The sequence below is a fragment of the Campylobacter concisus genome, assembly GCF_902460545.1.
Taxonomy (GTDB): Bacteria; Campylobacterota; Campylobacteria; order Campylobacterales; family Campylobacteraceae; genus Campylobacter_A; species Campylobacter_A concisus_AE.
On the sequence record NZ_CABPUE010000003.1, the window covers coordinates 35,594 to 56,673 of the forward strand.

Consider the following 21,080-nt stretch of genomic DNA (forward strand, 5'->3'; position numbering starts at 1 on the left):
TTCTCTACTTTAAGATACGCTTCATCGCCAAGTAAATTTTTAACTATAAAAAGTGCAAATTCTATTGAAAAAGCAGGACCTTTTGCTGTAATAATATTTTGATCTTTCAATACACTCTTGCCGTTATCATAACCCCTTTTATCACTTCTTACATTTTCTTCAAATCCTGGATAACAAACAAAATGATCTTTTAGCACACCAGCACTCTCAAGCACCATAGGAGCAGCACAAATGGCACAAATAAGCTTATTGCTTTTATCAAAATTTTGCAAAATTGCTTTGAGCCTTGTATCATTTGCTAGATTGCTAGCTCCTGGAAGTCCGCCAGGAAGGACGATCGCATCGTAGTCTAGCTCTTTCATCTCGCGAAGTGTCACATCAGCTTTTACGCATATATTGTGACATCCTTTGATGTTTACGTCATTTAGCCCAACAATAGAAGCTATCGCTCCAGCTCTACGTAAAACATCAACAGAAGTTAGCGCTTCTATCTCCTCAAATCCATCAGCTAAAATCACAGCAACTTTTTTCATAAATTTATCCTTTACAATAATATGTTTTATTTGTTAAGTAAAATTTTATATAATATTGGCTTATTTCACAAGAAAGGACAGAGCATGCAAGTAAAAATTATTTACTGCAACTCTTGAAACTATCGTCCGGTAGCTTCTCGTGTAGAAGATGAAATAAAAGCGAACTTTAGTGATGCAAGAGTCGAAAAGGTTATAGGTGATGGTGGAAATTTCATCGTCGAGGTTGATGGAGATGTTATATTTTCTAAGAAAGATCGCATCGGAAATGATGAAGCGAGATTTCCTCACGGTGAAGAGATCACAACTCTTATAAACAAATATCTCAAAGAAAAGTCGGCTTAATGCTAGCTACCGAGACGGGAAACCGTCTCGTTTTTCCCTATTTTTGACTTATGGTTCTACTATCCTAATATAAAAATTTTATAGTTAAAGCGTTAGCCTATCTCGCTAAGAATTTTCATTATTTTATATATTTTTTGATTCTTAAAGATTTTACGAGCCGATGTTTGACTATATTTGGATTTTTATAAAATATAAAAATTTTGTGTATTCTAAGCTAACACTATTTGAAATTTTACAATGTATAAAATGAAGTTTTTTGCTAAAGCCAATACTTTTTAAATAGTGGCTTTAGCTAAGAATTAGGCTTACTAAACGTAAATTTAGTAAGAAAGATTAAGCTGCTTTATTTATTTGCACGCTCGATATACTCGCCACGAACTGTGTCAACACGGATAACCTCGCCCTCAAGTACGTGAAATGGTATCTGAACAACCGCACCACTCTCAAGAGTAGCTGGCTTTTTACCACCTTGTGTATCGCCCTTGAAATTTGGTGGAGTCTCAACTATCTTTAGCTCAACTACTTGTGGTACTTCAACGCCGATCGCATTGCCATTGTGAAATAAAATTTCAACCATCATGCCGTCAATCATCCATTTTTTAACATCACCCACATCCTCGTCGCTTATAGCAACTTGCTCATAAGTAACTGTATCCATAAATTGACAATATTCACCATCATCATAAAGATACTGCATCTCTTTTTCTTCAAGATGCGGTTGCTCGCATTTATCGCCTGCATGAAAAGTCTTTTCAAGCACTTTTCCATCGATAAAAGATTTGATTTTTGCACGAACAAAAGCTGCACCTTTGCCCGGTTTAACGTGTTGATATTCTACGATTTTATAAGGAACGCCATCGATCTCGATCTTTAGTCCCTTTTTTAGATCGCCCATTGAATATGAAGCCATTTTTTATCCTTTCAAAATTTTATATAACTGCGTATTGAGCCCAAACACAAGCTTCAAGTGCGTTTAGTCTCTCTAACGTTTCTGCTTTTATATGTTCATCAACCAAGATAACAGCAAGTGCCATATTGTGATCATCTCTACCAAGGCGGAAGTCTGCGATATTGATCTTTTCATCAGCTAAAATTTTACTGATTTGAGCGATAACGCCTGGCACGTCATGATTTTTAAAGATGATCATCTTACCTTTTGGTTTAAAGTCGGTCTTAAAGCCATTTATCGTTACGATACGTTGCTGATTTTCACCAAATACCGTTCCACCAACGGTTACAATACCATTTTCAGTAGTTAAGCGAACGGTAATTTTATTTTTAAAAATGCTATCTCCACCAAGGCTAGTTTCGGTCACTATACCTTTTTCATCACATAAAAATTTAGCATTTACATAATTTATCGCATCACCAAGACTCTCTTTTAAAGCTCCTACGATTGCAAAAGTTAGCATTGAATTTGCATATTCGCTAATCTGACCGTGAGTCTCGATACGAATGGCCTTGATAACGCTTTTATTTATCTGTGCAGCAAGAAATGCCATCTTGCTTGTAAGATCGATATAAGGCTCAACAAATGGCGGTAGATCTTCTGTTTTTATAGGTAAATTTAACGCATTTGGATAGCTTATACCGCGAGCTGCTAAAATAGCTTGTTCGACTGCCTCTACTGCGATATTTCGCTGTGACTCAAGTGTATTTGCTCCAAGGTGTGGGGTGACACTTACATTGCTTAGATCAAGAAGTGGATGATCAGTTGCTGGCTCTTTTGTAAAAACATCAATACCAGCAAATGCTATCTTGCCACTTTTTAGTCCTTCATAAAGCGCTTCTTCGTTATAAAGACCACCTCTAGCGCAGTTTATAAGTCTTACGCCATCTTTCATTTTTGCGATCTCTTTGGCGCCGATCATATTGGTTGTTTCTTTAGTTTTTGGCGTATGGATCGTGATAAAATCACATGCTAAAATATCATCAAAATTTTTAGTATAAGTACCGCCCATATCGATAACTTTAGATGGATCAATATACGGATCATAAGCGATGATCTCCATACCAAAAGCTTTTGCACGAATAGCTACCCTTGAGCCAATATTTCCAAAGCCGATCACGCCAAGCTTTTTCTTAAAAAGCTCAACCCCATACCACTTCTCGCGTTTCCAAATTCTATCTAGTTTTAGATCGTTGTGAGCGTATTCAAGAGATCTAGCTGAAGCTAGCATATGCGCCATTGTCAGCTCGACCGCGGCAATAGTGTTTGCAGTTGGAACGTTCATAGCTATTATGCCACGCCTTGAGCATCCTTCTATATCGACATTATCTACACCAACACCAGCTCTAACGATAGCTTTTAGTTTTTTACCAGCGTTTAAAAAGGCCTCGTTTACTTCAGTTGAGCTTCTTGTTATAGCAACATCAGCCTCGCCTAAAATTTTTAAAAGTTCATCTTTGGGAGTATTAACTGCGTCTATTACGTTTATATCTTGCTCTTTTTTTAAAAGTTCAAAACCTACTGGATGTATCGCATCGCAAACAATGATAGTTTTCATAATTTTACCTCTCTCACACTTGAGTGGATATCATAAACTCTTAGCTGCAGTATGATATTTTGAAGCAACTTTGAGTCTTGAGTATTTAAAAAGATCTGGCTCTTGGCGCCGTCTTTTACAACAGTAAAATCGACCTCGCTTTTTCTTAAAGTCTGCATCAAACAAAACATTGAATAGATATCATTTTTATCTATCAAAAGCTCATATGCAGTAATCTTTGGTTTTTCTATTTTGGGTCGGTTGTATTCTATAAAAATTTCATTTACAGGCAGCACATAATCTCTTTTTCTAATAGTTGCTAGCTCACTCATCCAGTTGGTATTACTGGTCGTGTTTTTGGTTAAATTTTGCTCATTTGTGATATTTTCTTCAGGTATTTGACTGAAATTTACACTTGCAAATTTAACAAGAGAAATTCCAACCAAACCCAATATAACAAATAGCAGGACAACTACCAATAAAAGTATGCGTCTGCCCATTTAAACTAAAGTAATTGTTCTTTTATGATATCGCCAAGTGTTACTTTATCATCATTATCATTGATCTCATTTAACGCTTCACGCTCTTTTTGTTTTGCTAAACGGCGTATGCTAAGGCGAATTCTATTTTTCTTCTCATCAATAAATGCGATAGCAGCTTCGATCTCATCGCCGATCTTAAGTGTACTAACATCTACACTACCTAAATCTTCTTTGCGGATCAGCGCATCAACATTATTACCAAGCTCTACAAACACGCCAAAGTCTTTAATATCGCGAATTGTTCCTTTTACGATATCGCCTACATTAAATTTATTAGCAAATGCTTGAACTGGACTTTGTTTTAGATCTTTTAGGCTGAGTGAAACTTTTTGTTCAGCGCTATCGATTTTGATGATTTTTACTTCAAGCTCGTCACCAGCTTTAAACATGTCTTTGCATTTATCGTTTCTATCCCAAGATGCGTCTTCGTTATGCAACAAGCCTTCAACGCAACCCACTCTAACAAATGCACCAAAATTTGTGATAGTTGTCACAACGCCTTTTACTACGTCACCCTCTTTGTGTTTTGCCTTAAACTCATCAAATGGCTTTGGAAGTAAATTTTTAAGGCTTACTCTTAGGCGGTGTCCTTTTGCATCTATCTCAATAACCTCAACATCAATCTCTTGACCTTCATTGATGTGATCTTTTGGATTTTTGATATTTTTGTCCCATGAAATTTCAGATATATGCAAAAATCCTTCAATATCATTTCCAAGATCAACAAATGCGCCGTAAGGCTCAATATTGCTAACCGTAACCTTGATAGTATCACCAACCTCTAGTCCATCATTTATGATCTCTTCCCAAGGATCTGGAGTAGCTGCCTTGATAGATAGAGACAAGTGGCGTTTTTCGTTGTCATAACTGATAACTTTAACTAAAACTTTATCACCTTCTTTGTATAGTGAGCTAGGGTTTACTGGGCCTTTATAGCTTATCTCGCTGTAGTGAACAAGTCCGTCCACGCCGCCAACATCAACAAACATACCATAAGTTGTGATTTTTTTAACTGTACCCTCTATAACGCTATCATTTTCTACTATGCTTGATAGAGCTTCTTTACGCTTTTTGCGGTCGTCATCTAAAATTTTCTTTCTAGAGACAACTATGCTATTTTCTTCTTTATCAATTTTTATAACTCTTACTTTATATGTTTTACCAATTACTCCTTCAGCATTTTTAAAGCCACTGTGAGTTTTTGGTAAGAAAAATTCCACCCCATTTATATCTTGAGTTATAAAGCCACCTTTATTTTTTCCAACTACTTTTACGTCGATTTCGCCAGAATTTTCAGGATCGTAAGCTTCGATGAAAGCTTTAACTTTCTCTTTTCTAAGTGCTTTTTTGTGCGACACTATAGGTCTTCCATTTCTTGATCCAGTTATTACAACTTTGATCGTATCGCCAACTTTATGCGTTAGGTTGCCGTTTACATCAGTGATTTCAGAAACATTTAAAATGCCCTCTGACTTCTTGCCAACGTCGATTAAAACCTCATCGCCATTGATACTGACGATCTTTGCGTCACTATCTTCTTCAGTCTTTTTAAAAGACTCCTCTAACATCGCAGCAAAATCAATATCTTCGATATCTTCGTCTTTTGCTTTTCCTAATTGAACACTTTTGTTCACAGCCATCTTGATCCTTTAAATTTTATTATGCCAGTAGAGGCAAATTGGCTTATTATAGTTAATTGTGGCTTTAGCTAGGATAAATTTTATACTTTTTTGATTTTGTCAACAACTTTTTGTATGATCCAGTCAGGTGTGCTAGCGCCCGCACTTATGCCGCACAAATTTTTGCCGTAAAACCATGATCCCTCAAGCTCTTCTTCGCTTTCAATGAGATAGCTATCTTCGCAGAAATTTTTAGATATTAGGTAGAGTTGTTTTGTATTTGAGCTATTTTTTCCACCAATTATTATCATCACATCAGCTCTTTTTGCCAAATTTTTAGCAGCCTCTTGGTTTTCAAATGTTGCGTTGCAAATCGTATTAAAAATACGCACCTCTTTTACGTGAAGTATAAGGTAGTTTGCGATCTGCATAAATTTCTCGACTTTTCTAGTCGTTTGGCTAACAAGTGCGACCTTTTGCTTAAATTTAATGCCCTCCAGCTCGCTCTCATCAAGCACGACGTAGACATTACCCTTGGCGTATGACTTCACGCCTTTTACCTCTGGATGGTGCATGTCGCCATAGATCACCACATCATAGCCCTCTTCGCTCATTTTTTCACAAATTTGCTGTGGCTTTGTCACAAATGGACAAGTTGCGTCGATCACTTTTATATCTGTCTTTTTTAGCTCTGCGAGGTCGTTTTTAGTGATGCCATGAGTGCGGATGATCGCCTTTTTCTCATCTTTTAGCTCGCCTATACCATCAAGTGTCTTCACATTGTAGTTTTTCTCAAGCCTGTTTATCTCTTCGTTATTATGGATGAGTGGCCCAATGGTCGCAGCATCTCCTGCATTTTCAGCAATCTTTATCGCCCTTTTTACACCAAAGCAAAATCCATAACTACTAGCAAGCTCAATCTTCAACTCTAGCTCCCATTTTCTTTAAAATTTCATCAAAATTTGGAAACGATGTGGCGATAAATTCGCTCTTTTCTATCTGCATGCCACATTTTAGTCCAAGTATGGTAAAGCTCATCGCGATCCTATGATCTCCATGGCTATCTATCTTGGCAAATTTAGCCTCTGAACCATTTATGATAAAACCATCTTCAAGCTCGCTAGCATCGACACCACACTGCTTTAACGCATTTATCGTGACGGCTATCCTATCGCTCTCTTTTACACGAAGCTCCTTGGCATTTGTTAGCTTGCTTTGACCTTTGGCGCAGGCAAATGCGATGGCTAAAGCTGGAGCTTCGTCGATGAGCCACGAGATATTTTCGCTAACCTCTACACCTTTTAAATTTGGTGAGTACTTGACCTCGATATCACCGATATCTTCGTATTTGCTTGAGGTTTTGTGAAATTTTATCTCAGCACCCATTTTTTCTAAAATCCTGTAAGCTTCGATGCGAGTTTTATTTAGCAAGATATTTTTTAAAATGATATGCGAATTTGGGATGATTAAAGCTGCGACCGCGAAGAAAAATGCAGAACTTGGATCATTTGGCACATCTATATCAAGTGGTGCAAGTGGGGCTTTCATCGGCTCTAAAGTGATCTCTAGGTCGCCACATTTTATATCAGCTCCCATGCCAGCAAGCATGCGCTCAGTGTGGTCTCTGCTTAGCTCTGGCTCGCTAAATTTGCAGCCATTTGAGTAAAGAGCCGCTAGCAAAAGCGCGCTTTTTACCTGAGCTGAAGCGATCTTGCTCTCAAAATCAAATCTTTCAAATTTAGTCCCTCTTATGCAAAGAGGAGCGTTGTTTGCGTTGTTTGCGCCATCTATCTTTGCACCCATCTCATTTAGAGGCTTTGCTATCCTTGCCATCGGGCGAGAATTTAAGTATTTATCGCCACTTAGCACGAAAAAGCCATCCTGTGCGGCAAGCAGTCCCATAAAAAGTCTCATCGCTGTGCCTGAGTTGCCACACTCCAAAATTTCATTTGGCTCTTTTATCTTTTGTGGCGGAGTGATCGTTATCTCAGCTCCGTTATCTTCGATCTTTGCGCCAAGGAGCTCGACTATTTTTAAGGTATTTAGCGTGTCGCCTGCTCTTAGGTAGTTTCTAACGCGAGATGGTTTGTCGCTTAAAAGCGAAAACATCGCGCATCTATGCGAGATAGACTTGTCAGCTGCGATGTCATCGATGGTTAAATTTAGACTTTTTTCTAATGGATAAATTCTCATCTTATTCCGATATTTAGTTTCTCTTTTAGCTCGCTTAAAATTTTATCCATAAGCGCGTTTATATCGTCATCTTCGAGCGTTTTTTCCATATCTTGGAATGTAAATTTAAGGCTAAGGCTGATCGCGCCGTTTAGTTTCGCATCTTTATAGATATCAACCGGCAAGAACTCTTTTAGCTCTTTTAATTTTAGCCCTCTTATGCACTCATAAATTCGTCCAGCCTCGAAATTTTCAGGCACGATGAGGCTAAGATCCCTTGTAGTGCTTTGAAATTTTGAGTATGGCACTGCTAAGATCGGCTCAAATTTGAGCTTGGCAAAATCTATCTCGCAGATATAAGTTCTTGGCAGATCTCTCTTTGCTTCGACTCTCGCATCGACTCTACCGATATAACCTATCTTTTCATTATTTTGATAGATATGAGCCTGCTCATAAGGGCTAAGATATGAAATTCCGCAGCAAGGCTTAAGCTCAAATTTACCTATGACATTTTGCACCATCGAAGCAAAAGCGTAGAAATTTGCTTCCTCTCCTTTTGCTCCATTTATCAATGTTGGCTCTTTTAAAAGCCCAGATACAACAAAACCCAAATTTAGACCTTGACTTGCGTCTTCATCAAAAACTTCTCCGAGTTCAAACAGTCTAACTGAGCGCTTGGAATTTTTAATATTTTTCTCGCATGAGCTCAAGAGGTGATTAACAAGAGTTGGTCTAAGCGTATTTAGCTCATTGTTTATAGGATTTAATATCTTGACTTTGCATGGCTTGAAATTTAGCTCACTAAGCTCATCTTGGCTATCAAATACATAATGCACACTCTCAAAAAATCCATTATCAGCAGCACTGTGTCTTAAATTTAGAGCATTTTTATAATCAAAATATGTCTTATTTAGCCTATTTTTCTCAGAGAAATTTAGTGGTTTTGAAGCGATATTGTCTATGCCTACTATCCTTACGATCTCCTCGCAAACATCGTGAGAATTTACTATATCGTGGCGAAATAACGGCACTTTTACGTTAAAGCTTTCTTGCTCAACATTTACTGCGACCTCAAAGCCAAGTTTCTTTAAAATTTTAACGACATCATTTCTAGCTATATCTTGACCGATCATATTTTTAAGCTCAAAAAGAGAGATACTTAGTGTTATAGGCTCGGTGTTTAAAAGCGACTGCTGTGAGCCAGCAAAGAGATTTAGAGCATCTTTAAAATTAGCAAGTCTTTTAAATAAATAATCCGCTCCATAAGCTAAATTTGGCTCGCTACCACGACTTGAGCGATAAATTTGATCACCCTTTGGTAAATTTTTATTTTCAAAAATAGCTTTTGAAACAATATCTGGCTTTACGTAGCTAGCTTCTACTAGGATCACTTTTGACTTCTCATCTACCCTTGCTACGTCACTTTGGTAAATTCCAGCAATGCCTAAATTTTTATCCCCGCAATAAACGACACATTCGCCATTTTCACCATTTTTTATATCAAAAACAGCCTTTTCACCTTCACTTACTAGTTTAGCGTGATCATAAGCCCTAAATAAAACACCCGTGCAAAATGTCGCGTATTCAAGCAGTCTCTCAACTAAATTTGTCTTTTGGCACTCTATTAATGCTAGACGCATGCGAGTTATTAGATTTTCATATAGTCCCTCTTTTAGCTCAAAAGCCTTATACAAAAATGACCCATTTACTTTATCCTCTGCTCGCACAGAAGCTATTCTGCCAATACCTAGTAAATTTTCGCTTTCATCGTCTTTGTGGCTATCTTTCATATTTAGATCAAGCGCTGCACAAATTTCTCTTGCAATGCCATGTAAATTTTGGCAATCGCCTCTGTTTGCTGTGACATCAACTTCGATTATCGTATCTTTAAATACCTCAAATTCACTAAGGCTTGTACCAAGTTTTAGCTTGCCGATGCTCTCATCAAGTGGTAAAATTCCATCATTCACCTTTGGAAGTCCCAGCTCACTTGAAGAGCAGATCATGCCACTTGACTCGATACCTCTTAGCTTTGCTTTTTTTATCTCAAGACCATTTGGCATAGTCGTGCCAATAAGTGCAACTGGCACAAACTGGCCAGCTTCAACGTTTTTAGCCCCACACACGATCTGAAGCGTCTCTCCACCAACATCCACTTGACAAACGCTTAGCTTATCGGCATCTGGGTGCTTTTCTCTACTTTTTATGTAGCCAACCACAATACTCTTTGGTAAATTTATCTCTTTATAACTATCAACCTCTAACCCGATAGAATTTAATGTTTTTGAAAGTGTCTCGCCACTAACCTCGCTAAGGTCGATCCACTCGTTTAACCAATGCTTTGAAATTATCATTTAAACTGCTCCAACAATCTTAAATCTCCCTCAAAAAGCGACCTTAGATCAGGCACTCTATGAAGCAACATCGCAAATCTCTCAACGCCAAGGCCAAAGGCGTATCCACTTACATTTTTATAGCCAACCGCCTTAAATACATTTGGATCAACGACTCCGCATCCAAGTACCTCAAGCCAAGTAGTCTGCTTGCACACTCTGCAGCCCTTGCCGTGGCAGAATATACAACTGATATCAACCTCTGCGCTAGGCTCCGTAAATGGAAAGAAGCTAGGGCGAAAACGCACTTCAACATCGCCAAACATATGCTTTAAAAAGCCCTCAAGCATTGATTTTAAATTTGCAAAGCTAACTTTCTCAGCATCTTCCACAACAAGGCCCTCAACCTGGTGAAACATCGGTGTATGCGTTAAATCCATATCACGTCTAAAGACCGTGCCAGGCGCTATCATGCGAATAGGTGGCTTTTGATTTAGCATAGTTCGCACCTGAACTGGACTCGTATGCGTCCTTAAAAGCCTAAAATCATCTAGGTAAAATGTATCTTGCATATCCCGTGCTGGGTGGTATTTTGGTAAATTTAGCGCTTCAAAGTTGTGAAAATCATCTTCTATTAGTGGTCCGGTCTCGAGCGAGAAATTTAGAGCTAAAAAATATTCAATTATCTTATCCATCGTGGCCATCACAGGGTGCAGCGCTCCGCTGGCAACAGGCTCATTAAATAGCGTGATATCAGCGGCCTCTTTTTTCATCTTGTTATCTATCTCTTGCTCGCTAAGCTCAGCCTTTTTAGCTTCTATTAGCGCACCAAGCTCATCTCTTTGCTTGTTTAAATTTGCTGCAAATTCCTTTTTCTCATCTTCGCTAAGCCCTTTTAGCTTTGCAAAACCTTGCGCCAAGATGCCCTTTTTGCCAAAAATTTCTACCCTGACCTTCTCAAGATCGTCAAGCGTTGAAATTTCATTTTTGATTTTATTAACGAAATCTTGCAATTTTTTGCCTTTATAAATTTTTGAGTCGATTTTATAGAAAAAGAGTTAAAATCAAGATAAAGAGCACGAAATTTAAGCACACTTTGATATAATTTTGCAAAATTTCAAAGGAGCTAAAATGACCATATTTGAAAAGATCGTAGCTGGTGAAATCCCTTGCAACAAAGTACTTGAAAGCGAGAAATTTCTAGCTTTTAACGACATAAACCCAAAAGCACCGATCCACATCCTAATCATCCCAAAAAAACACTATAAAAATTTCCAAGAGATGGATCCGGTTTTAATGGGAGAGATGACAAAATTTATCCAAGAAGTAGCGACCTTAATGGGCGTTGATAAGAGCGGATACCGCCTCATAACAAACTGCGGTGAAAACGGTGGTCAAGAAGTTATGCATCTACATTTTCACCTGCTTGGCGGAGCGAAGCTTGGCTGGAGCGAAGGCGTAGCTGATCCACAAAGCACATTTTAATAACTTATAAATTTTAGACTCAAAGCCTGAGTCTAAAATTTTATTCTATTTTCTGGCAGCCTTTATAGCTTCAAGTAACTCTTCAAAACCTACTTTACTTGAGTTCTCAACATCTTTTAATATTTCAACGCCAGGTAGATTTCCTTTGTCTTTATCAGCAAAAATAACCATCGCTTTTTCTAGTCCATGATGAACATTTTCATGATGAGCTGCGATACTTGAGAGAATTTTGGCATCTTTTACAAGAGTATTTTTCACATCTTTTTCATACCATTTGCCAAATCTACACTCATGAACATCTTGAATTTTATTAAACTCATTTAAAAGCACGCCTCTATACCCATTTAGCTTCATATTTATATGATCTATTTTTCCATTACTTACATAGACTTCATTTGTAACATTTAGAGCCTGATTTAGGATATTTTGCGTATTTGCATTTACGCTTGAGATGTTTCCTTCAAATCCACCTAAAATTTTCATAGCATTTGCAGAAATTTTTGAGAAATTCTCACTCATTTCGATCATCGTATTCGCACTTTGCTTAAGGCCATTTATATTTACTTCTACTTCAAGTGTCGCTTTTTGAGTGCGCTCAGCTAGCTTTCTAACCTCATCTGCCACGACAGCAAAACCTCGTCCATGCTCACCAGCACGGGCCGCCTCGATAGCAGCATTTAGAGCTAGCAAATTTGTCTGATCTGAGATGTCTTTAATTAGATTTATAATCTCAACAATAGAATTTACGCTTCCATCAAGCGAAGAAGCGTCATTTGAAAGGTCATTACTCATCTGGCTTACTTGCTCGATCGAGTTTAAAATTTCAGCCGTTTGCGACTTGAGTTCGCCTGTCTCTTTGAAAGTCTTTTCATTTAGTCCATTTATACTTTCAAGCATTTTTAGGTTTTCTTCCATTGTTAATTGCAAGAAATTTATACCATCTTGATAGCTAGTAAGCAGCAAATTTACAGCCTCTTGCTTATCCTTAGCTTGCTCTTTTGGCTCGCAAGTTTTGGCATTTTTTAGCTCATTTTTAAGTGCTAAAATTTCAGCCTTTAAAGCTTCATTTTCTCTTTGTAAAGCTTCATTTTTACTAGAAAGCTCTTTATTCTTGCCATCAAAAAACATTTTTCATCCTTTAAAATTTGTAGATTTTGCGTAATTATAACTCTTTTTTCTTAGAGCCAGTAATCTAAAATTTCTATCTGCTCATCAACGCTTTTATTTGCCGTGCCGCCCTGCGAACAACGTGCCTCTTTTGAAGCGTGAAGATCTAAAAATTTAATAGCATTTGCATCTAAATTTTCATCCACACTTTTTAGCTGCTCTTCGTTTAATTCACTTAAATCAAGTCCCAAGCTTTCAGCCTTTGCAACAGCCTTGCCTGTGATAAAATGTGCCGTTCTAAATGGAATATTTTTTTCACGTACTAAATAATCCGCCAAATCAGTGGCACTTAGATGCCCAGTTTTTGTCGCTTTTAGCATGTTTTTTTCATTAAATTTAGCTGTTTTTATCATCTCGTTTAGGATAGTAGCCGAGCTTAAAATGGTTGAGACGCTGTCAAACACACCCTCTTTATCTTCTTGCATATCTTTATTATAAGCAAGTGGCAGACCTTTCATCGTAGTTAGTAGCGCTACCAAATTTCCATTTACGCGCCCAGTTTTACCGCGTATGAGCTCAGCGACGTCTGGATTTTTCTTTTGAGGCATAATGGAACTTCCTGTGCTATAAGCATCGCTAATGCTTACAAAGCCAAATTCTTGCGAGCTCCAAAGTATGAGCTCCTCGCAAAGCCTAGAAGCGTGCGTCATAAAAACGCTAATGTTAAATAAAATTTCCAGCGCAAAATCACGGTCACTCACGCTATCCATCGCATTTTGCGTGCAACCTGCAAAGCCAAGCTCGTTTGCAACAATGCTCCTATCTATCTTATGAGGAGTGCCTGCAAGGGCTGCTGAGCCAAGCGGACTAAAGTTGTTTCGCTCATATGAGCTAACAAAACGCTCGAAATCTCTTTTAAACATAAATGCATATGCTAGCAAGTGATAGCTAAGACTTACTGGCTGAGCGTGCTGAAGATGTGTGTAGCCTGGCATTAGCGTATCTTTGTGGTTTTTTGCCAAATTTGTAAGCGTGACAATGAGCTCTTTTATACATGAAGAAATTTCTAAATTTTTCTTCAAAACGTAAAATTTAAAATCAAGCGCAACTTGGTCATTTCTACTTCTAGCTGTGTGCAGTCTGCCTCCAAGCTCGGCGCCGATGATCTGGCTAAGGCGTTTCTCAACTGCCATGTGTATATCTTCATCTTCTAGCTTAAACTCAAATTTACCAGCTCTTATCTCAGATAAAACCTCATCAAGCCCCTTTATGATCGCCTCTGACTCATCTTTTTTCAAAATTCCACAAATTCCAAGCATCTTTGCGTGAGCCTTACTCCCGGCGATATCTTCTTCAAAAAGATTTTTATCAAAATTTATAGAGGCATTAAATTCCTCAAGTAACTTCGAGCTAGCCTCGCTAAATCTACCCTCCCACATCTTTTTGTGTGCGTTTTTCTCTTCTTTCATAGCTTTGCCTTTAATTAGTTTTGCGTGATTTTAACAAAATAGCACTTAACTGGGTATTTTAACTATAAAGTTGCAAAAAAGTTATAAATATAATTTATCTTTAAGGATATAGAAATATAATTCAAAATATACCTTTTTAAAAACTATTTTAATTTTCTATTGAATATAGTTTAAAATAAAAATAATCTATAAGAGGAAAGATGATATGCAAATAGATGCGAATATGAACTCAAACATTTTCTATCATGATGGCTATACATCTATCTCTTCAAATAGCTCAAAAACAAGCATGTTAGTATCTTCTGGCTATGATAAGAAAAATATTGTTAGAAGCAATGAAGTACATGTAGAACAAAGAGAAGATGCTAAAATTTCCCCTATAATTATTAATAAGGCGAGTGCCACACAGTTACAAAAAGACTTAGAAAAATTACAAGATCAAAAGCTAGATATTTCACATCAAATTTCAAGCATCCAACACCTGAAAGATCGTGATTCTATGCAAATGCTTCATCATCTAAATTTAGAACAATCAAACATTCAGAATAACATTTTAAGTATTAAAACTCAGATGACAGAAATGGTACAGGCTTGAGACTAAGCCTTACCGATAATAGTTTTTAAAACCAAACAAAAATCCTCTAAAAAGTATCCCATCGACTTATAAAAGCTGCTAGCTGCGTTTTGCTCGAGCTCTTTTGCGAGAAGCTCGGCATAAGGTAAGAAAAACGAGAGGCTAAAAGCAGCAAGAAGCTGCATAGACTCTTTTGTCGCCTCTTTTTTTAAGATATTTGCTATCAAAATGAGCTGATTTGAGATGCTATCAATCTCACCCATTTTTGGCTGAAAATTTATAGCCTTATAAAATTGAGCTAGATCATCTTTTGCAGAAGAAAAATAGTAACTTGCCTCAAATTTTGACTTTAAAATGACAAAATCGTCACATAAAGCAGCACTACTTTCATCTTTGATAAATTTGGTATAAAGCTCATTGCCTTTTTTATTTGCTTCGCTCTTTGTCTGTGTTATCCACGCATTTGTCTTTTTGATACGCATAAAAGATGAGACACCCAAGATACCATTAAAATTCGTAGCAAGTGCAGCCGCTACGACGCTATAAAGCTCTCCAAGTCTCAAATTTAATCCTTAAGTTGCAAATATCTAAGTCTAAGCGCATTTAGCACGACAGTAACCGAGCTTAAGCACATCGCCATCGAGCCATAAACTGGACTTAGAAGCAGTCCAAACACCGGATAGAGCACACCAGCAGCCACTGGTATGCAAATGGCGTTATACATAAATGCCCAAAACAAATTCTCTTTTATGTTAGCAATAGTCGCATTTGCAAGCTTTACAAGCCCGCTCACGCCACGCAAATCATTTTTAATAAGCACGATATCTCCAGCACCTTTTGCTATATCTGAGCCCGAGTTCATAGCGATACCAACACTTGCTTCTTTAAGTGATGGTGAGTCGTTTACGCCATCTCCAACAAAGATAACGCCACCATGATTTGTAAGCTCTTTTATCTCATTAAATTTATCTTCAGGCAGCATATTTGCGTGATATTTACTCACATTTAGCTTCTTAGCGATGCTTGCAACTACTTTCTCATCATCGCCTGAAAGGATCACACTTTGTAAATTTAGACTTGTAAGCTCGTTTATAACATCGCTTGCCTCGTCTTTTAGCTCATCACTAAGCGTTAAAAAACCAACAAATTTTTTATTTATAGTACAAAGTATGACGCCGCTTCCATCGTTTGTAGCCTCTTTTATAGCGTTACTTTCATCCGGATTTAAACTTACTTCATTTGCCAAAAGCAGCTTTTCGTTTCCGATTATTATCTGATTATTCTCATCCTCATAGATGATGCCTTGCCCGACAACATTTTGAAATTTTCCATTTAGCTTTTGTAAATCTATACATTTTTGCTTTGCATATCTAACGATAGCTTTTGAGATGAGATGCTCACTTAAATTTTCAGCAGAAGCGATAAGAGCTAAATCTTGCTCGCTTAAATTTGAGCTTTTGACGCTGATTTGTCCTTTACTAAGTGTGCCTGTTTTGTCAAATGCTACGAATTTAGCATCTTTTATTAGCTCTAAAACTTCTGGATTTTTTACTAAAATTCCAGCTTTTGCACCACGTGCAAGCGCGCTTACTATTGCTATTGGCGTAGCAAGTCCAAGAGCGCATGGACATGAGATTATTAAAACGCAGATCGCGCTAGAGATCGCATAGGCGAAATTTCCACTAAAAATTATCCATATTAAAAATGTAAGAACTGAGATCGCCACGACACTTGGCACAAAGATGTTTGCTATCTTGTCAGCCAGCCGTCCGATAGGCATCTTTTTAGAGCTAGCGTCGCTTAGTAGGTTTAAAATTTGAGATAGCAAGCTCTCGTAAGAGCTCTTTGTCACCTTGACGCTTATGTAGCCATTTGTGTTTAGAGTGCCGGCAAATACGCCATCTCCCACCTCTTTATAAACTGGCAAGCTCTCTCCTGTAAGCATAGAAGCATCTATCTCAGCGCCACCTTGAACTATCACGCCATCACTTGGAATGTTGTAGCCATTTTTTACGATGACGATGTCGCCTACTTTTAGCTCATTTACATTTACCTCTTTACTATGTCCATCTGGCATGACCAAAAAGGCGGTCTTTGGCGAAATTTTAAGTAGCGTCTTTAGGTAGTCGCCTGCCTTTGCCTTTGAGCGCTCTTCAAGATACTTACCTAGCAAAACAAAGGCTATTATCATCGCTGCGCCCGAGACATAGACATTTTTTAGATCATCTGGGATGAAATCTGAAAAGATCACAACAAAAAGCGAGTATAAAAATGCACTGCCGCTTCCAAGAGCTACAAGCACGTTCATATCGTAGTTTTTGTTTTTAACAGCCTCTATGGCGTGAGCAAAGAAGTCTTTGCCACTAAAAGCTAGCACCAAAAAGCCAAGCGTTAAAATGGCTAAATTTACAACCACGCTAGGCCTTACAAACATCTCAAGCGCCATGATGACCATGCTCGCTAGAAATGCAAATATAAATTTATTTCTGATCGCAGTTATATGCTCGTCTCTTTTGGCTTCAAATTCATCAATATTTGTCGCCACAAAATAGCCAAGCTTCTTTATCTTTTGCTCTAAAACTTCACGCACGCTAGCGTCTTTTAGGACAAATTCGCCGCTTGCATTTGCAAAATTTACATTTGCTTCAAGCACCCCATCTATCTTTTTAGAAACTTTCTCGATAGCGTTTGAGCAATTTACGCAGCTCATTCCCGCTATATTTAGCTTGACTTTTAAAGGCATATCAAAGCTCCTTTATAACGTCAAATCCAAGATCAGCCATTTCTGATTTAAATTTCTCTACATCGCCATCTTTTATATCAAGACTAACTTGTCTTGGCTCTTTGCTAAGATCAACTTCTATCTTGCCAAAGTCATCTTCAAGTGCGTTTTTTATAGTGTTTGCGCAGTTTTGGCAGTGGATATTGTTTGCTTCAAATGTTTTCATATTATCTCCTTTATCATATGGTCGTATTCATGTAAATTTACAATTTTCTTGACATTAAATTTAAAGCCCAAACTCTCGTAAAATTTACGAACTTTTGGCTTATTTGTATCTACTATTAATGAAACCTTTTTATGCCCTAGCTCTTTTGCCTTGACAAACGAATGCCTTATGAGCTCTTTTGCAAGCCCTTGGCCTCTAAAATTTTCATCAACAGCGATACTATCTATATAAAACTCATCGTCAAAACACTCTTTTTCTACCTTGTCATCTTTGCCAAGAGCCATTAAATGCTGTGAAATTTCTCTATCAAGCATTGCTACATCGCCACCAAAGTAAGCACACATAGCAGCGATAATTTCGTCGTTATGTTTATAAACAAAGACATTTTTATAGCTTAGTCTATTTGTCTCACTTTTGAAAAAAATTTCTAAAATTTCATCACTTTTAATAGGATCATCGTAGCCACTTAGCTTGTAGGCAATATCCTCCATTGCTAGATTTAGTAGCTTTATGCAGCTTTTTGCATCTTGTTTTTGAGCATTTTTTATCATGGCATGATTATATGCCTTTAGCTTAAATTTTTACCAAATATTTTTTTTAAATTTACAAAGTTAGGCGCTTTGGCTAGCAAACTAAAAATGTTTTAAAAAAGTATAAAATTTTTTTAGTTATAATCCGTAAAAAATTTATTTAAGGATATTTATGGGACGAGCATTTGAGTACCGAAGAGCGGCAAAAGAAGCTAGATGGGATAAGATGAGCAAGGTATTTCCAAAACTTGCAAAAGCTATAACAGTAGCCGCAAAAGATGGTGGTTGTGATCCAGATATGAACCCTAAACTTCGTGCAGCTATCGCAGCGGCAAAAGCTGAAAATATGCCAAAAGATAACATCGATGCAGCTATAAAAAGAGCAAATGGCAAAGATAGCGCCGATATTAAGACTATTTTTTATGATGGCAAAGCAGCTCACGGTGTACAGATTATCGTCGAGTGTGCGACTGACAACCCAACAAGAACGGTCGCAAACGTCAAGGCGATATTTAGCAAAAATGGTGGAGAAATTTTGCCAAGTGGTAGCCTTAGCTTTATGTTTACAAGAAAGAGCGTTTTTGAGCTTGAAAAACCAAGCGCAGATATCGAAGAGATCGAGCTTGAGCTGATAGATTATGGTCTAAGCGATATCGAGGCTGACGATGAGACACTATTTGTTTATGGCGATTATGCAAATTTTGGTACACTTCATGAAGGTATCGAAAAGCTAAATTTAGTAGTTAAAAAAGCTTCACTTCAATACTTACCAAATCAAACCGTGAATCTAAGCGAAGAGCAAATGCTTGAGGTTGAGAGGCTTCTTGATAAGCTAGAAGACGATGATGACGTTCAAGCAGTTTATACAAATATCGAATAAAAAGGAAATACATGCGTTTTGATGAATTAAAAGTTTATGACATAAATTTAGATGAGCTTAAAAAAGATAAATTTGCAGTTCTAGAGACAGACAAAGGCGAGATTAGACTTGAACTTTTTGCCGAGGATGCACCGCAAGCTGTTGCAAATTTTGTCCATTTGATAAAAACAGGCTTTTATAATGGCCTAAATTTTCACAGAGTTATACCAAATTTTGTCATCCAAGGCGGTTGTCCAAATGGCACGGGTACAGGCGGTCCTGGCTGGAGGATAAAGTGTGAATGCGATAAGCAAGGGGTAAAGCACGAGCGCGGTAGCCTTAGCATGGCTCATGCAGGTCGCGATACTGGCGGATCACAGTTTTTCATCTGTCATAGCAAACAGCCTCATCTTGATGGCGTGCATACAGTCTTTGGAAAATGCGTTGATGAAGAGAGCCTAAAGGTGCTTGACGCTATAAGACAAGGCGATAAGATCATCTCTGCTAAGATTAGAGAAAGCCTATAAAGGGGAAATTTATGAATAATACTAAAAAGCAAGGAAATCTTGCTGTAAGATTATTTACCAATCTTGCCTTTTGGGTTGTGATCGGTATTGTTGGTGGCGTTATCGTTGGCATGGTCGCACCTGAGCTTGGTATAGCAAGCAAACCAGGCATTGATTATTTTATAAAAGCACTTAAAATTTTAATTGGCCCTATTATCTTTTTAACGATCGTTTCAGGCATCGTTGGGCTTGAGAGTTTAAAAGATCTTGGTTCTATTGGATTAAAGGCATTTATCTATTTTGAGATAGTTAGCACACTTGCGCTTGCTGTTGGTATCATCTTTGGTGAGACGCTTCGTCCAGGACATGGTATGAATCTTGACTACACTCAGCTTGATGCCTCAAGTGTGGCTAAATTTACATCTCAAGCTGCAAATATGGACGCAAATAGTGGGTTTGTAGCACATACACTTCATCTTTTAAGAGGTGCTGTGCCAGTAGATGACATTTTTCCTTACGTGCATATACTTGATCCATTTATAAAATCAAACACACTTCAAGTACTTTTCATGGCTATTATCGTTGCCATCGTACTTTCACTGCTAGCTCATGATAAAAAACAAGCTTGCCTAAAGCCACTTGAATTTATTCAGCACTATGTCTTAAAACTTCTTAGTTGGCTTATGCTCTTTAGCCCGGTGGCTGCATTTTCGGCTATGGCTTATCTAATCGGCAAATTTGGTATCGGAACGCTTCTTGGCATGATGGAGCTTTTGGTTGTTATGGCACTTGCGAGCTGCTTTTTTATCTTTGTGGTACTTGGCGTTATTTGCTATTTTGCAAAAATCAATGTCTTTAAATTTATGCGCTTTATCTCAAAAGAGGTATTGGTAGTCTTTGCGACAAGCTCGAGCGAAACAGCTCTTGCGCCACTTATGCAAAAGCTAGAATCGGCTGGTATAAATAGAGGCGCTGTTGGCCTTATCATCCCAACCGGCTACTCATTTAACCTTGACTGCACAAACATCTATCTAAGCCTAAGCGTTATTTTCTTAGCTCAAGCATTTAGTATACCGCTAAGTTTTGAGCATCTAATAAGCATTTTAATCGTGCTAATGATCACAAGTAAAGGCGCTGTTGGCGTGACAGGATCGGGCTTTGTCGTCCTTGCTGGCACATTAAGCGCACTTCCGAGCACTGGCATACCAGTAGTCACCGTAGCTGTGCTACTTGGCGTCGATAAATTTATGTCAGAGATGCGTGCAGTTGGTAATCTCTGCGGTAACGCTGTTGGTTGCATGATAGTTTCTATCTGGGATAAAAAAGTCGATATGGATAAATTTAGATACGCACTAGATCATCCGGAGGAATTTCACTTTCACTCATAATATAACTTTATAACTATAAGGGCAACTTTGCCCTTATTATTTTTTATTCTAAATTTAATGTGATATATCTCCTCCTCAAACCTATAAAAATTTTTAGAAAGCAACACAATAAACAATATTTGATAACTAGTTCAAGCACAAAAAGAAAAACTAGGAGGTAAGTGTAATAGGAAAAATTTTATTAGCA

At 37.7% G+C, this 21,080-nt stretch carries 21 protein-coding genes and 1 pseudogene; 6 read left to right on the forward strand and 16 right to left on the reverse strand.

Translation table 11 applies throughout. The annotated features are described in order from the left end of the window. On the reverse strand, positions 1-533 hold a 533-nt coding region (locus tag FZ949_RS03225; protein ID WP_148790144.1), incomplete at its 3' end, for a DJ-1 family glyoxalase III. A gap of 84 nt (positions 534-617) precedes the next feature. Between FZ949_RS03225 and FZ949_RS03230 the strand changes: the two genes are divergently transcribed. Further along, positions 618-875, forward strand: a complete 258-nt coding sequence (locus tag FZ949_RS03230) for a SelT/SelW/SelH family (seleno)protein (RefSeq protein ID WP_255349566.1) — start codon at positions 618-620, stop codon at positions 873-875. 343 nt (positions 876-1,218) lie between these two features. On the opposite strand, the gene efp is transcribed toward FZ949_RS03230, so the two are convergent. The 8 genes from efp to pheS all read right to left on the reverse strand — a co-directional run bounded on the left by efp (position 1,219) and on the right by pheS (position 11,040). Continuing rightward, positions 1,219-1,785 carry an elongation factor P gene (gene efp / locus FZ949_RS03235; protein WP_021090997.1) on the reverse strand — a complete coding sequence of 189 codons (567 nt, stop codon included), beginning with the start codon at positions 1,783-1,785 and terminating at the stop codon, positions 1,219-1,221. 19 nt (positions 1,786-1,804) lie between these two features. Beyond that, positions 1,805-3,385 carry a phosphoglycerate dehydrogenase gene (gene serA, locus FZ949_RS03240; protein ID WP_234401464.1) on the reverse strand — a complete coding sequence of 527 codons (1,581 nt, stop codon included), beginning with the start codon at positions 3,383-3,385 and terminating at the stop codon, positions 1,805-1,807. Beyond that, positions 3,379-3,861 carry a hypothetical protein gene (locus tag FZ949_RS03245; protein WP_103580442.1) on the reverse strand — a complete coding sequence of 161 codons (483 nt, stop codon included), beginning with the start codon at positions 3,859-3,861 and terminating at the stop codon, positions 3,379-3,381. Before FZ949_RS03245 ends, serA begins: the two co-directional genes overlap by 7 nt. Before the next feature lie 5 nt (positions 3,862-3,866). After that, the gene (locus tag FZ949_RS03250; RefSeq protein WP_103580441.1) at positions 3,867-5,543 is read right to left on the reverse strand and encodes a 30S ribosomal protein S1; all 1,677 of its coding nucleotides are present in this window, start codon (positions 5,541-5,543) and stop codon (positions 3,867-3,869) included. Positions 5,544-5,623: 80 nt separating this feature from the next. Further along, positions 5,624-6,448: a 4-hydroxy-3-methylbut-2-enyl diphosphate reductase gene (locus FZ949_RS03255; RefSeq protein ID WP_103580440.1), complete on the reverse strand. Its 825-nt coding sequence runs from the start codon at positions 6,446-6,448 to the stop codon at positions 5,624-5,626. Further along, positions 6,438-7,715, reverse strand: a complete 1,278-nt coding sequence (gene aroA, locus FZ949_RS03260) for a 3-phosphoshikimate 1-carboxyvinyltransferase (protein WP_148790135.1) — start codon at positions 7,713-7,715, stop codon at positions 6,438-6,440. The genes FZ949_RS03255 and aroA overlap by 11 nt, the downstream gene beginning before the upstream one ends. After that, positions 7,712-10,048: a phenylalanine--tRNA ligase subunit beta gene (gene pheT, locus FZ949_RS03265; protein ID WP_148790136.1), complete on the reverse strand. Its 2,337-nt coding sequence runs from the start codon at positions 10,046-10,048 to the stop codon at positions 7,712-7,714. Before pheT ends, aroA begins: the two co-directional genes overlap by 4 nt. Continuing rightward, complete coding sequence (gene pheS / locus FZ949_RS03270) at positions 10,045-11,040, reverse strand: phenylalanine--tRNA ligase subunit alpha (RefSeq protein ID WP_103580437.1); 996 nt, start codon at positions 11,038-11,040, stop codon at positions 10,045-10,047. The genes pheT and pheS overlap by 4 nt, the downstream gene beginning before the upstream one ends. A gap of 118 nt (positions 11,041-11,158) precedes the next feature. On the opposite strand from pheS, the gene FZ949_RS03275 reads away from it, so the two are divergent. After that, positions 11,159-11,512, forward strand: a complete 354-nt coding sequence (locus tag FZ949_RS03275) for a histidine triad nucleotide-binding protein (protein ID WP_021091047.1) — start codon at positions 11,159-11,161, stop codon at positions 11,510-11,512. A gap of 45 nt (positions 11,513-11,557) precedes the next feature. Here FZ949_RS03275 and FZ949_RS09740 read toward each other — a convergent pair whose 3' ends face one another. The 3 genes and pseudogenes from FZ949_RS09740 to argH form a co-directional block, all read right to left on the reverse strand. Continuing rightward, the gene (locus FZ949_RS09740; RefSeq protein ID WP_410369058.1) at positions 11,558-11,866 is read right to left on the reverse strand and encodes a CZB domain-containing protein; all 309 of its coding nucleotides are present in this window, start codon (positions 11,864-11,866) and stop codon (positions 11,558-11,560) included. 84 nt (positions 11,867-11,950) lie between these two features. Next, positions 11,951-12,229: pseudogene (locus tag FZ949_RS09745) on the reverse strand (methyl-accepting chemotaxis protein); the annotation flags it as partial. Between the two features lie 461 nt (positions 12,230-12,690). Then, positions 12,691-14,088, reverse strand: coding sequence for an argininosuccinate lyase (argH, locus tag FZ949_RS03285; RefSeq protein ID WP_103580435.1), 1,398 nt, complete (start codon positions 14,086-14,088; stop codon positions 12,691-12,693). 205 nt (positions 14,089-14,293) lie between these two features. Between argH and FZ949_RS03290 the strand changes: the two genes are divergently transcribed. Next, positions 14,294-14,683 (forward strand): hypothetical protein, encoded by a 390-nt coding sequence (locus FZ949_RS03290; protein ID WP_103580434.1) that lies wholly within the window; start codon positions 14,294-14,296, stop codon positions 14,681-14,683. Between the two features lie 2 nt (positions 14,684-14,685). On the opposite strand, the gene FZ949_RS03295 is transcribed toward FZ949_RS03290, so the two are convergent. The 4 genes from FZ949_RS03295 to FZ949_RS03310 are packed head-to-tail and all read right to left on the reverse strand — an operon-like array spanning position 14,686 to position 18,161. Next, positions 14,686-15,225, reverse strand: a complete 540-nt coding sequence (locus FZ949_RS03295) for an oxidoreductase (RefSeq protein WP_103580433.1) — start codon at positions 15,223-15,225, stop codon at positions 14,686-14,688. A 2-nt stretch (positions 15,226-15,227) separates the two neighbouring features. Beyond that, positions 15,228-17,405: a heavy metal translocating P-type ATPase gene (locus tag FZ949_RS03300; RefSeq protein WP_103580432.1), complete on the reverse strand. Its 2,178-nt coding sequence runs from the start codon at positions 17,403-17,405 to the stop codon at positions 15,228-15,230. A gap of 1 nt (position 17,406) precedes the next feature. Then, a complete protein-coding gene (locus tag FZ949_RS03305) occupies positions 17,407-17,610 on the reverse strand; it encodes a heavy-metal-associated domain-containing protein (RefSeq protein WP_103580431.1) in 204 nt (67 codons plus the stop codon). Further along, complete coding sequence (locus tag FZ949_RS03310; RefSeq protein WP_103580430.1) at positions 17,607-18,161, reverse strand: GNAT family N-acetyltransferase; 555 nt, start codon at positions 18,159-18,161, stop codon at positions 17,607-17,609. Before FZ949_RS03310 ends, FZ949_RS03305 begins: the two co-directional genes overlap by 4 nt. 151 nt (positions 18,162-18,312) lie before the next feature. Here FZ949_RS03310 and FZ949_RS03315 point away from each other — a divergent pair, with 151 nt between their 5' ends. From FZ949_RS03315 to FZ949_RS03325, 3 genes are read left to right on the forward strand one after another with little or no spacing between them, the layout of a single operon-like run. After that, a complete protein-coding gene (locus FZ949_RS03315) occupies positions 18,313-19,020 on the forward strand; it encodes a YebC/PmpR family DNA-binding transcriptional regulator (RefSeq protein ID WP_021090734.1) in 708 nt (235 codons plus the stop codon). A gap of 11 nt (positions 19,021-19,031) precedes the next feature. Further along, positions 19,032-19,526, forward strand: a complete 495-nt coding sequence (locus FZ949_RS03320; protein WP_103580429.1) for a peptidylprolyl isomerase — start codon at positions 19,032-19,034, stop codon at positions 19,524-19,526. Positions 19,527-19,537: 11 nt separating this feature from the next. Beyond that, the gene (locus FZ949_RS03325; RefSeq protein ID WP_103580428.1) at positions 19,538-20,893 is read left to right on the forward strand and encodes a cation:dicarboxylate symporter family transporter; all 1,356 of its coding nucleotides are present in this window, start codon (positions 19,538-19,540) and stop codon (positions 20,891-20,893) included. Positions 20,894-21,080: the final 187 nt, after the last annotated feature.